12 protein-coding genes and 2 tRNA genes are annotated in these 11,923 nt (G+C 47.4%); 8 read left to right on the top strand and 6 right to left on the bottom strand.

Annotated elements, in window-relative coordinates:
- The first annotated feature begins 16 nt into the window (after positions 1–16).
- From ABWV55_RS02530 to ABWV55_RS02520, 3 genes are all read left to right on the top strand, one after another.
- Positions 17–89: transfer RNA gene (locus ABWV55_RS02530), tRNA-Ala, on the top strand.
- A gap of 186 nt (positions 90–275) precedes the next feature.
- Positions 276–476 (top strand): hypothetical protein, encoded by a 201-nt coding sequence (locus ABWV55_RS02525; protein ID WP_353292155.1) that lies wholly within the window; start codon positions 276–278, stop codon positions 474–476.
- 250 nt (positions 477–726) lie between these two features.
- Positions 727–1,059 carry a DUF565 domain-containing protein gene (locus ABWV55_RS02520; RefSeq protein ID WP_353292154.1) on the top strand — a complete coding sequence of 111 codons (333 nt, stop codon included), beginning with the start codon at positions 727–729 and terminating at the stop codon, positions 1,057–1,059.
- 514 nt (positions 1,060–1,573) lie between these two features.
- Here ABWV55_RS02520 and ABWV55_RS02515 read toward each other — a convergent pair.
- Both ABWV55_RS02515 and ABWV55_RS02510 read right to left on the bottom strand, forming a co-directional pair.
- Positions 1,574–2,632, bottom strand: coding sequence for an aspartate carbamoyltransferase catalytic subunit (locus ABWV55_RS02515; protein WP_353292153.1), 1,059 nt, complete (start codon positions 2,630–2,632; stop codon positions 1,574–1,576).
- A complete protein-coding gene (locus ABWV55_RS02510) occupies positions 2,601–2,756 on the bottom strand; it encodes a hypothetical protein (RefSeq protein ID WP_353292152.1) in 156 nt (51 codons plus the stop codon). Before ABWV55_RS02510 ends, ABWV55_RS02515 begins: the two co-directional genes overlap by 32 nt.
- A gap of 1,481 nt (positions 2,757–4,237) precedes the next feature.
- Here ABWV55_RS02510 and ABWV55_RS02505 point away from each other — a divergent pair.
- The 3 genes from ABWV55_RS02505 to gatC all read left to right on the top strand — a co-directional run bounded on the left by ABWV55_RS02505 (position 4,238) and on the right by gatC (position 6,343).
- Entirely contained in the window at positions 4,238–5,008 is a 771-nt protein-coding gene (locus ABWV55_RS02505) for a queuosine precursor transporter (RefSeq protein ID WP_353292151.1), read from the top strand.
- Between the two features lie 256 nt (positions 5,009–5,264).
- Positions 5,265–6,053 (top strand): creatininase family protein, encoded by a 789-nt coding sequence (locus tag ABWV55_RS02500; RefSeq protein WP_353292150.1) that lies wholly within the window; start codon positions 5,265–5,267, stop codon positions 6,051–6,053.
- Entirely contained in the window at positions 6,050–6,343 is a 294-nt protein-coding gene (gatC, locus tag ABWV55_RS02495; RefSeq protein WP_353292149.1) for an Asp-tRNA(Asn)/Glu-tRNA(Gln) amidotransferase subunit GatC, read from the top strand. Before ABWV55_RS02500 ends, gatC begins: the two co-directional genes overlap by 4 nt.
- 14 nt (positions 6,344–6,357) lie before the next feature.
- On the opposite strand, the gene crtR is transcribed toward gatC, so the two are convergent.
- The gene (gene crtR, locus ABWV55_RS02490; protein ID WP_353292520.1) at positions 6,358–7,413 is read right to left on the bottom strand and encodes a beta-carotene hydroxylase; all 1,056 of its coding nucleotides are present in this window, start codon (positions 7,411–7,413) and stop codon (positions 6,358–6,360) included.
- Positions 7,414–7,450: 37 nt separating this feature from the next.
- Positions 7,451–7,532: transfer RNA gene (locus ABWV55_RS02485), tRNA-Leu, on the bottom strand.
- A gap of 56 nt (positions 7,533–7,588) precedes the next feature.
- Here ABWV55_RS02485 and ABWV55_RS02480 point away from each other — a divergent pair.
- Complete coding sequence (locus ABWV55_RS02480) at positions 7,589–8,077, top strand: Ycf66 family protein (RefSeq protein WP_353292148.1); 489 nt, start codon at positions 7,589–7,591, stop codon at positions 8,075–8,077.
- A 33-nt stretch (positions 8,078–8,110) separates the two neighbouring features.
- Complete coding sequence (ileS, locus tag ABWV55_RS02475) at positions 8,111–11,032, top strand: isoleucine--tRNA ligase (protein ID WP_353292147.1); 2,922 nt, start codon at positions 8,111–8,113, stop codon at positions 11,030–11,032.
- Here ileS and ABWV55_RS02470 read toward each other — a convergent pair.
- Complete coding sequence (locus ABWV55_RS02470) at positions 11,017–11,310, bottom strand: hypothetical protein (RefSeq protein WP_353292146.1); 294 nt, start codon at positions 11,308–11,310, stop codon at positions 11,017–11,019. The genes ileS and ABWV55_RS02470 overlap by 16 nt on opposite strands.
- Positions 11,310–11,921 (bottom strand): DUF3177 family protein, encoded by a 612-nt coding sequence (locus ABWV55_RS02465; protein WP_353292145.1) that lies wholly within the window; start codon positions 11,919–11,921, stop codon positions 11,310–11,312. Before ABWV55_RS02465 ends, ABWV55_RS02470 begins: the two co-directional genes overlap by 1 nt.
- Positions 11,922–11,923 lie beyond the last annotated feature (2 nt).

Genomic DNA, 11,923 nt, shown 5'->3' with positions numbered 1-11,923 from the left:
GTTAACGTCAAGTGGTGGGGAATTAGCTCAGCTGGTAGAGCGCTGCGATCGCACTGCAGAGGTCAGGGGTTCAAGTCCCCTATTCTCCATTAGACCTGGAGTGTTTCTTCCCACTTTCCTCTCCTACAGGAACTTGATTCAACTATTTTCATGCGTGTTCCAGCTTGCTCGGCAGCGCTGCTGACATTCAAAACCCGAACTGTTGGCCACCAACGGATTCAACAATACTGGCGCATCATGGGGTAAAAGAGGAAAAGTGAAATTTCCTGTTATCGATGTCGCAGTCGAAACGCGAACAGGTCGTTAGCCACCTGCGCTACATCCGCCAGGAGCTTCGCGAGATGCATCAAGGAGTGATGGAAGACGGTCTTTTGCCCGAGGTTGGAGAAGTACGTGGAGTTATGGCCCAGATGGAAGCCTTGCTAGAGCTTCTTGAAAGTAGTTCATCGCGAAAAGCAAAAGCTGAGTCCAAATAAGTTTCAGCATAAAACATCTCCAAACTGAATGAATTCATTACTGAATAAATTCATTTTGGTCTTATTTCACAAATCCTTATAATATTTAGTCTAGGGATTTTCTGTAATTCTTTATGAAATCTGATGTTTATGGGGGTATGAGGCTTGCTGCAACACTTTTATTCCCGTCATAAATAAAGAGCTATAGAGCTTTGACTGGATGATGAGAATCATTAAGACAGCATTCCTGTCTATCTTTTTGGTGTGAATTGTGCGACGATTCCAGACCACTCGATTACAAAGCCAATGGGGCGATGTGGTTGACCGTTTTGACTGTTGGGCTCAAAATCCATGGAGACGGCTGTCGTTATTGGTCATTGCCTTATTCAGCGGCTTCTTACTAGGCAGTGCTACGACGTCTGTAGCAGGTGTTCTTTCTCAGATGGATCCAGTTGCTGCACTTATTGTGGTTCTAGGAAGCGAGCTCACCATGCGGCGCATCCGTAAAAGAAAATCGCAATGGATGTTGCTAGAACACTTGTTAAACCTCAGTAGGATTGGATTCCTTTATGGACTATTTCTTGAGGCGTTCAAACTAATTTAGATTTAAAAGATCAAAGCGGGAATTAAAAACAAACCAAAGTATTTTCACATTCTTAAATATGGATCGGTACAGAATCTTACTTGGTGAAGCAATCTTCCCTTTATGACAATCAAACCGAAGACGTTATTAATCGAATAGAATACAAGTACTTCACAAAATAAATATAAAATTTCCACGCAGAGTTTGAATACAAAAGTTATGTTTCCTAATTGAAATCTTAGTGAGAGCATGTCAAATCACAGATAAATACTGAATGCACCTCAAGTCCATACCGTAATCCGGACTGCAAGCATTCTTGCCTTAAAAGCAACAACAACAGATTGTTGCTTGGATCCTGACAACTACGTTATCGTGAAATCGAATTTTTCCACTACCAGCAACCATCAATTCAAATCATAAATAACCTTTGCAGTTACTGCAGATAAACGAGAGTTAGAAAAAAGATAATCCATTAATGCACCGGATGCAACCTTGTGCTGTTACCTCGCTACGAAATTTCCAAATTTCCCAACCCTCAAGAACTAATCGGCGCGAAAGACGGTAAAGACGGTTCCGCTGCAGACTTTGTTGCTGTCATCAAATAAAGCAATGCCATTCGCACAGGAATACCGTTTCTTATTTGCTCTTCTACAAGGCAAATCGACGGGTCATCTAGCAATGCGCTTGTCATCTCAATACCACGATTGACTGGCCCCGGATGTAGCACAGGAACCTCCCGTCCACATAGCTGAAGTCGCGCATGGCTAACACCGTAATCCCTGTGGTAGCGCTCCAGGCTAGTCAATAACTGCTGTGCCATGCGTTCTTTTTGTAAGCGCAACGTCATCACAGCATCAGCTCCAGGCAACGCCTGTTCAAGACGACGCTCGACTGTGACCCGCCCACGCTGCATAACGGGATCACACGACAGCCCCGGTGGCGGCGCATCAACAAACGCCGAGAAATCGTCTGGCAAAAGACTAGGAGGACCGCATAACACCACATCAGCACCACAGGCAGTAAGAGCCCAGAGGTTGGAACGAGCAACACGGGAGTGGAGTATATCTCCGACAATCACGACTTTTTTACCATCCAGCACATCTAACATCGGGTGTTGGGCGTTAAAGTGTCGTGCCAACGTGAATAGATCCAGTAAGCCTTGACTCGGATGACTGTGAAGGCCGTCGCCACCGTTGAGGATCATCGTACGCTTTCCAAGCTGATCTAGGTCAGCAGCTAGTTGCTGAGGAACTGATGTGGATTTATGCCTCACGACCAGCACATCAGCACCCATAGCAACGTAAGCGCGTGCGGTATCCAACACGCTTTCACCCTTGCTCAAAGAACTACTAGAAGGCGAAAAGCTCATCACGTCAGCTGAGAGACGCTTTGCGGCCAGTTCAAAGCTGTTGCGTGTTCGTGTACTGGGTTCGAAAAACAGTGTAACGACAAGACGTCCTTGCAGCACTGGTAGTTTCCGAACGCCAGTGACTGGAAGCGAGCGAAAACGCTGAGCAAGTTCAAGGATTTCCGCAAAATCCTCGCGAGAAAACGAGGCCAAATCAAGAAGATGACGATGGCTCCAGCCACTCATGATAGGAATCCTCCTCTTGAGGATCATGCTTGATCACGGGGTGGCTTCTGGTCTCCCATGGCACGTTGACCGATACTGCGACTCGACCACAAACACCAGCACTAGAGCAACTACTGGTCCCCAAAAATTTCGATTCTTATGATGTTCATAAACCACCAACTAACGAGAAATGTTGGCTGGGGAGCCAACCATGTTTCATATTCACCTACAATCGCGAGCCTACCACCTCAATAATCGAGACTAGAGCGCCTAAAAAAGGAGCTCTCAAAACCAGCTGTTACTAATTTAAATCTCCTTAGCATCGCTAACGTTCAAACCAACACTCCGTTGATCTGACTTGAACACCTGAGTACCACACTTAATACGTTAGTAGATTTTATGGTTACGCATATATCTAGGTTCACCTCTCTTCTCAAAAGACTTTTATCTTGCGGTGACTATGTGCGGTAGCCACGATGAATAAGTTCTTTCCGAGAGTACACACCCTGTTTCTATAGTCATGCCCAAGATACTTACCATGTATGCTAAAGATTCACTACAAGGACAGCTAATCAACTCATGACCTAGTAAACTGCTCGATCCTAATAAAACAACAAAGAAAATTTAGGGCAGAGTTAAAACTATGCTTGCTAATTTGACAGTAAGTCAACATTCGCCGAAACTCAAATAAAATGAGGTTATACTAGTTCTGTCGATATCTTACATGTTAAATTTAGCTAGCGGGGTTACTCTATCTACTGTAGATTAGCGATGTAATTTAGTTGTCACTATCGATTTAATCTCCTTCTAATAATTAAATCGGAAACTTTAAGCTTCTTTCAAGATCGTAACTCTAATTAAAATTGATGCCATCTATCTATTATATTGAGTTAATAAGTTTTTATTTCGAAAAGTAGTCGAATGGAACAACTAGCCAAATAAGAGTATTCAACTAATAAGAATCACAATATTCACCCTAGAATATTGGGAAGAAAACTACCCTAACTTAAGGTTCAAATAACACCAACCTGGCGATTAAAATAACTAACGGCATGTGCTTGGCATTTAAAGAAGCTTGCCTGGCCTTAGCTAATAATTTTAATAAACTCTAAATGACTAGTGATTATTGATTAAATTAAGTATTTACTTCTCACAAATTAAATTTATTTTCTGTTAATCACCTCAGGCTCTGCTTAATTACAACCAGTCTCTGTTAGCTGTTTATACACAGCCATTTCTAGATCAACCTCAAGGCACTACGTCATCATATTAATGTTGACGCAAAACCGTTCTTACTTATCTGAGAATGACCCCTCCATTTGTTACTTACAACGGCAAGAATTTAATAGCCTATAACTATTTTTCTGTTTTTTTAATTCTGAGTTTTGGGCTCAAAATATACAATGTCAAAAATTAGCCGTTGCGAACACTAGCTTCGATCATAATGAGATATTGTGTAATCTATTGTTATCTAATAATGTCCAGCCGCAGTACATCAGCACCAGTCCAGATGTCAATAAGTCAACACAGACAAGGCTGTTTCGCCAGAGAGCATCAATTAACATAAGATAGATAGAAAAGTATCAATAGCTCAACTACTACTACCCCTGTCAATTTTTCACGAGCATGTTTGCGTCTGTCAGTAGCACTGCCACTAATATTCAAGCCCGCCGTGACATCACTTTTTTGGTGTTGGCAGGGTTCTTTCTCGGGACTTTAGGGATGCTAAATATCCTTGGACTCACACGCTTTCTACAACTAGGACAGTTAGGTTCTTGGCCAATCGTTGTCGCTGTTGGTGCCCTCCCGTACCCTGTCACCTTTCTCTGTACAGATCTCATCAGTGAAATTTGGGGAGAGTACAAGGCGAACCAGTTGGTTTGGGTGGGGTTACTGCTAAACGGTTGGATTATTCTAATTCTATGGCTCGGGGGTCTACTGCCGAGTTTGCCAGGCAGTGATGACATTACCTTCCGCACCATTCAGCAACTTAGTTTTGGCACAATCGGGGCATCAATGGTGGCTTACCTCACTGCCCAATTTATTGATGTGAAGCTCTTCCATTTTTGGAAGCGTCTGACCAATGGCAAAGCCCTTTGGCTTCGAAACAATGGGTCTACCTTGGTAAGTCAACTTGTCGACACCACTGCGGTAGTGCTGATCAGTCATTACGGTGCTCACGTACTACCGATTCGTACAGATGCCCCACTTATTCCCCAATTGGGCAGCTTTATCGTGGGCGGTTACTTGTTTAAATTGCTGGCCGCTCTCGCCGACACGTTGCCATTTATCTGGCTCACAGGTTGGCTACGCTGGTGGCTGAGTATCCCGGAGGATAAAACGAAACTCCCTGGTTCATTCGCAAACGATCGTCAATCCACAACGGAAACACGCTGAACTTCTGCAGCATTAACTTTTCAACGCCAAGCTGGTCTGAATTAAGACAAAAAACTATGGATGCCGCTTTGTCTAGCTTCAATCTGGGAACCGTGCTTTTAGCCAGCGTTGTACTCTTTCCCTTGGCCTGCCTATTCTTTGGTACACGAGGCGGCTACTATAACACTGACAAATACAAGGGAAACGGCACCGCGCACTAAACGCAAGCTGGAGATTTGCAAATTCGATTAATCATTTTCTCAACCCATAAGCTGAGATGCCTGTCTCACCTCCCAGACCTATCAAAGACATCGAAGCCATCCGCCTGGCACTGCGCAGCTGGCCAGAAGTCGAAACTTATCTTCAAGAGTGTAAAGGGATCATTATCCCATTGGGTTCCACAGAGCAGCACGGCCCCACAGGCGCAATTGGAACTGATGTGCTAACCGCCGAAGCCGTCGCATTGGAGGTTGGTCGACGCAATGGAGTTCTCGTGACACCAGCTCAACCATTCGGTATGGCGGAACATCACCTTGGCTTTGCCGGGACTATGAGCTTACGGCCTGCAACTTTGTTGGCTGTGATGCAAGACCTAGTTTTATCCTTAGCCCGCCACGGCTTTGAACGTGTCTTTGTTATTAACGGCCATGGAGGTAATATCTCCACTACTAAAGCGGCGTTCGCTCAAGTTCATGGCACTGCAGCCAGCCGAGGTCTACAGGTTACCCCTAACCTGCGCTGCCGCCTATCCAATTGGTTTATGGCTGGCCCAGTGATGCGGCAGGCCCGCGAGCTTTACGGCGATAAGGAAGGGCATCACGCCACACCAAGCGAGATTGCCGTAACCCTCCAGGTAGAACCCACGCTGCAAAGCAAACAGCGTCCGCTCCCAAAACCAGCTGCTGCAGGACCAATCCATGGTTCCGAGGACTTTCGTCGGCGTCATCCAGATGGCCGTATGGGATCTCATCCATCTCTTGCAATCCCTGAACATGGCGCCTTATTGCTTGAAACAGCAGCAACCGCTTTGAGCGAAGATTTATGTAATTTCCTCAGCGAAGTATGAACCGGATCTCTGCGAACGAAGTGCGCAAGGTAGCAAAGCTAGCTCGCCTTAATTTGTCAGAAACAAAAATCGCCACTTATACAGGGCAACTTGAATTGATTTTGGAGTATGTCGGCCAGCTTGAAAAAGTTGATACCACGGGAATTCCTGCAACCGCTCGTACCGTTGAAGTCACAAACATCACCAGGCAAGACAGTGTGATATCGACCCCAGTTCGCGAAGAAATTCTGAATCAAGCGCCACAACGGGAGGGAAGTTTTTTGCGAGTGCCAAAAATACTGGCGGATTAATAAAGTAGATTAATTTAGAATGATCGCCAGCGTCTCGGCTCTGTTTTAATTGCAATGCGGTTCACAAACGCAAGCCAACCACGTCGTAAACGACGTGCAGGCAAGACTTTAGCGATACGGCGCATCTTTCCCCTGTGGTGCTTATGACTCCTGACACCGACTAAGATATCGTAAAGAAAATTACATCCATCTTTAGTGGTTTCAAAAATGCCAAGTCTTTGGGGTGAGCCTTTTGAATCAAAAAGAGATTTTGTAGCCTCGTAGGCAGATTTGTACTCAAACCAAGGAATAGAAGGCCAAAGATGATGAACTAGATGATAATTTTGCCCCATTATCAACCAGTTCATTATTCGTCCAGGATAAACACGAGCATTGGTCCATCGGTTTCGGGATGTGAAGGGCCTATGAGGTAAATAATCAAAAAAGAGACCAAGAGTTACACCCACCATCAAAGCAGGTGCAAACCAACAGTTAAAAATAAAAGGAAGGAAATCAAAATGAACAGCAGCAAGAATAATTATTGCAAAAGCACTTCGTTCAAATCCCCATTGCATTAACTCCCAACGTCTCCAAAGACGACGCTTAAAGAAAAACCACTCATGATAGAAAAAACGAGGAGCAATCAACCAGAGAGGCCCGAACGTGCTAACGATATGATCAGGGTCGTTATGTGGATCATTAACATGGGAATGATGTTCAAGATGGACGCGTGTAAAAACGGGAAAACTAAATCCCAGTAGCAGGGCTGATCCATGCCCCATTAATTGATTTATCCAGCGACTGGGGTGTGCAGCGTTATGAGAAGCATCATGAATAACCGTTCCTTCAAGATGCAAAGCCAAAAACCCGCTACAAAGCAGAATTGGCAAAGGCAATTCGCCAACAAACCAGCCCCAAATTGTGAAGGCAGCTAAACCGTAGCCACTGAAAAATAATCCAATAGTGGGGTTCCAAGCACCGGGTGGGTCAACAAATTCTTTGAGCACAGAACGATGCACAGTCCCAGCCAAATGGGGCTGCTGTTGTTGAAAAGGGGTCTGGGGCAACTGGTCGACAGATAGGCAACGCATCAAAGGTTTTTCTCCATCACCAACGTAGAGAGAAGAGTGCCCACCGCGAGACTTGAACTCGCACAACCGAGGTCACTGGTACCTAAAACCAGCGCGTCTACCAATTCCGCCAGGTGGGCAACACCTTCACTCTAGGGATCACCGCACAATGGAGTGTATTGATCCGTGATAAGCCATGCTTGCTATCCTCAGTGGCGATATTTGCCTGTTGTTCGGCCTAACACTCCTCCTACTGCCCTTGCTGGCTACGGAACTAAGCCGACCTCGCGATGGTGCTTGGGGAGCCGTTGTACTAGTTCTCGGCTTGGTCTTAGTGACCAGTAATGATCGGCTGCGCGGCGCTCCCATGCTGGCAGTTCTCTGCGGGAGCCTGCTGATCGGCCGCTTAAGCATGGAAGTGGGGCAGGCTCGCTGGCGAATTCTGAGTGATGATGAGCAACGGAAACTCGGCTCTCTAGATCACTGGTTGAGTAACATCTGGCGACTCAAATCAGCAGCAGTGAGCCTTGGAGAAGCATTAAGCAGCGTTGTTAAGCAGTTGAAGCCAACTGGAAAATCTGGAGTAACGAAGAAATGGGTGCGCCCTGGTTTTAAACCAGCTGAAGCACCTAAAGCGACTTCCAAAGTGCAACCTGTTTCATCCTCCGCAGATGATGGAATTTAAGACTGATAATTTCGAGTACAAACAAAAGAGCATGTGAGTAAGAAAACGCGCGACAACACCGGGGAGCCCCCCTCTTACAAGACCACCCTCAACCTGCTTGAGACCAATTTCGGAATGCGCGCCAATGCCGTCACGCGGGAACCCGAGCTTCAGAACTTTTGGGCAGAGCATGGTATTGATTTTAAACTAGGTTCACAGAATCAAGGGCCCACGTTCACACTTCACGATGGACCGCCATACGCGAATGGTTCGCTTCACATGGGGCATGTCCTTAACAAAGTATTGAAAGATATAATTAACAAGTATCAGGTACTAAAGGGGCGTCGTGTGCGGTTTGTCCCTGGATGGGACTGTCACGGTTTACCTATTGAGCTCAAAGTACTCCAATCGATGAATCGAGAACAGCGCCAGTCATTGACGCCGATTGAGTTGCGCAAAAAAGCAGCGTCTTACGCTTGCGAACAAGTTCGCGTTCAAATGCGGGGTTTCCAGCGCTGGGGAATCTGGGCGGATTGGGAGCATCCCTATCTCAGCATTCAGAAAGGGTATGAGGCGGCACAGATTAGAGTTTTTAGTACGATGGCGCTTAAAGGACATATTTACCGCGATCTCAAGCCAGTACACTGGAGCCCAAGCTCCCGTACGGCCCTTGCGGAAGCAGAACTAGAATATCCTGACGGCCATATTAGCCCTAGCGTGTATGCCGCTTTTTCAGCCGTGGAGCTCCCGTTTGCATTACGGGAGATCTTGGAAGCTGAGTCAATCCACCTACCAAACACAGTAGAAGAGCTTGGCCGAAGACTAAAAGTCGCTATCTGGACAACCACGCCCTGGACGTTGGTGGCTAATCTAGCAGTGTCTGTCAACAAACGATTCAACTACGTTTTCGCCGACAACAATGCTGGTTGTCTACTAATTATCGCAGCTGATTTGGTAGGATCCCTCAGTAAAATCCTCGGACAGCCGCTCACAGCTAAAGCAACAATCAAAGGAGATCAACTGGCTGGCCTGAGGTACCGTCACCCTCTTCTGGACCGTACCAGTCCCATAGTGATCGGCGGTGACTACATCACTACCGAAGCAGGTACCGGACTAGTGCACACCGCTCCCGGTCATGGTATAGACGACTTTTATACCGGCCAAAAGCATGGATTGCCTGTGTTATGTCCGGTTGATGAGGCGGGCACCCTCACCGGCGAGGCCGGACCCTTTGCCGGGCTGAACGTATTGAAGGATGCAAACTCAGTAATCATCGATGCTTTACAAAATACCGGAGCGCTGTTGAAGCATGAGCCATATACCCATCGTTATCCCTATGACTGGCGCACCAAGGAACCCACCATCTTCCGTGCCACAGAGCAATGGTTTGCATCGGTTGACGGTTTTCGAGATCAGGCACTCGCTGCACTCGATGAGGTGGAGTGGATACCGATATCCGGTCGCAATCGGATTGAGTCGATGATCAAGGAACGTAACGACTGGTGTATTTCACGCCAGCGAACCTGGGGTGTACCAATCCCAGTTTTTTATAATCGCAACAACGGTGATGTATTACTCAATGCTGAGACTCTGGGACACGTAGAGGCGTTGATTGCCGAGCATGGCGCTGACGTGTGGTGGGAAAAAGACGAAGCAGAGTTGCTGCCTGCAACCTTCGCAGATCAAGCTAACCAATGGCGTAAAGGATTGGACACGATGGATGTGTGGTTCGACTCCGGCTCTAGCTGGGCAGCTGTCGCCAGCCAACGCACAAATCTCAACTACCCGGCAGACCTCTATTTGGAAGGTTCTGATCAGCATCGCGGCTGGTTTCAAAGTTCTTTACTTACTTCTGTTGCAATCAACGGCCAGGCCCCATATCAACGTGTACTCACGCATGGTTTCGCTTTGGATGAGAAAGGCCAGAAAATGAGCAAATCCTTGGGCAACGTAGTGGACCCAATGGTGGTTATCGCGGGTGGCAAAAATCAGAAACAAGAGCCTCCCTATGGGGCTGATGTTTTGCGGCTTTGGGTTAGTTCCGTAGACTATTCCGCCGATGTGTCGATCGGCGCCAGCATTTTAAATCAGCTTGCAGATGTGTATCGTAAAGTTCGCAATACTAGCCGCTATCTGCTCGGCAACTTGCACTCTTTCGATCCGTCTCGCGATGCTGTTCCAATAAATGAGCTTCCACTACTGGATCGATGGATGCTGCAGCGTGCATCTGAAGTAATAGACGCCGCCGCCGCTGCCTTTGATAATTTTGAGTTTTATCGCTTCTTCCAACTGCTACAAAACTTTTGCGTTTCCGATCTATCGGGCTTTTATCTCGACATCGCCAAAGATCGCCTTTACGTGAGCGCGCCTGCAGACCGGCGCCGACGTAGTTGCCAGACCGTGATAGCGCTGATGGTAGAGCGACTTGCTGGCATGATCGCCCCCGTGCTTTGCCATATGGCAGAAGATATTTGGCAGAACCTCCCCTACTCGGTGCCAGAAACTTCTGTTTTCCAGCGCGGTTGGCCCAGTGTTCCTGCTGAATGGCGTGACGGTAGTTTATCCGCACCAGTTCGGCAATTGAGGCGGCTGCGTACAGGAGTGAACAGAGTATTGGAAGGTTGTCGAAATCGACAGGAACTAGGCGCCTCACTCGAGGCGGCCGTCCGTCTGGAAGCAGAGAGTGTAGAGTTAAAAGCGGCTCTGCATTGGCTTAATGAGCACGGCGATGCTGAGGTAGATGGCTTGCGCGACTGGCTACTCGTATCACAAGTCCAGATTGGTGGAGAACCCTGGGCAGAAGTACTAGATAGCCAGAACGACGAGCAAGTTCTGATTGAAGTAGCCCAAGCTCGAGGCAACAAGTGCAGTCGCTGTTGGCACTACGAAGCCGATGTGGGACAGCACGCCTTGCATCCTGATCTATGTGGTCGATGCGTTGGAATTCTCGAGAGGAGATCCTACCAATTAGCTTGAGCTAATAACTCAGCAGGGGAAGCGGTTTTGATTAAAACGCACTCTTCGCCGGGTCTCATCGGTCCCCACAACAGTTCGGCATTCTTGAGAATCGTACCTTCTGGCAGCACAGAGACGTCGGGGTCAAGGGCTGTGGCATGAGTTGTGCTGCTACTAAAACCACGAAAAATCAACAATTCGAATGCATCCATGCCCACAACGCCTACAATTCGCACTACTCGATCGGAATGGCTCCGACTGCGCTCTTCCAGACGGTTGATCAACTCGACATCCGTCATTAAAACTCTCCTGCAACACGTCCATAGCGAGGCAAACGAATCAAAAGCCACTGCAATAAGCCAACCGTGTAAGCCACTAGAGCCGCATATCCTAGAAACGCCGCGAACGCCTCAGTCCACTGACCACCAAAGACGAAGTTGAATACCTTGGCAGCAAGGATATTGATTCCCTTCGGTGCCTCTAGCCATATCAAGCAATTAGGGGACTGATTCGTTTGCATGCAACTCAGACCGGTTGTCGTCATAGCGATGCTAATTAAGCTAAATCCGCTCAATGCCCAGCGCCATACTCGCACTGTCAAAGGGAGCGCTTTCCAATTCGGTTGATCAGCAAGCTCTTCATTGAGATCCACCCAAAACCAAACGCTTGTCACCATAAGTAAGGGCGCAATAGTAGCTGTGACATAACCAAGTGGGCGCTGATCGACTAGCAGCAGAAGACTGATCCCCATCAAGCTGGCCACCTTCCAATAAAGCGTGAGCAGTCGAAGAACCATGACGTCTTGACGCCATGCTGACCAAACCAGCAGGACGAGGGGAAGGCCGACCGCGAACGTAGCTGCCAACCGATAAGTAAGCCAAACTAGCGTGCGGTAAGACAGCTCGTTCACGT

Source organism: Synechococcus sp. M16CYN, assembly GCF_040371545.1.
Taxonomy (GTDB): domain Bacteria; phylum Cyanobacteriota; class Cyanobacteriia; order PCC-6307; family Cyanobiaceae; genus Parasynechococcus.
This window is presented reverse-complemented; position numbering and strand designations above follow the sequence as displayed.

Bases quoted from the DNA above. Each gene is read 5' to 3' on its own strand.
- ABWV55_RS02525 (WP_353292155.1), top strand. From the start codon at position 276: ATGTCGCAGTCGAAACGCGAACAGGTCGTTAGCCACCTGCGCTACATC.
- ABWV55_RS02515 (WP_353292153.1), bottom strand. From the start codon at position 2,632: ATGAGTGGCTGGAGCCATCGTCATCTTCTTGATTTGGCCTCGTTTTCT.
- ABWV55_RS02505 (WP_353292151.1), top strand. From the start codon at position 4,238: ATGTTTGCGTCTGTCAGTAGCACTGCCACTAATATTCAAGCCCGCCGT.
- ABWV55_RS02500 (WP_353292150.1), top strand. From the start codon at position 5,265: ATGCCTGTCTCACCTCCCAGACCTATCAAAGACATCGAAGCCATCCGC.
- gatC (WP_353292149.1), top strand. From the start codon at position 6,050: ATGAACCGGATCTCTGCGAACGAAGTGCGCAAGGTAGCAAAGCTAGCT.
- crtR (WP_353292520.1), bottom strand. From the start codon at position 7,413: ATGCGTTGCCTATCTGTCGACCAGTTGCCCCAGACCCCTTTTCAACAA.
- ABWV55_RS02480 (WP_353292148.1), top strand. From the start codon at position 7,589: ATGCTTGCTATCCTCAGTGGCGATATTTGCCTGTTGTTCGGCCTAACA.
- ABWV55_RS02470 (WP_353292146.1), bottom strand. From the start codon at position 11,310: ATGACGGATGTCGAGTTGATCAACCGTCTGGAAGAGCGCAGTCGGAGC.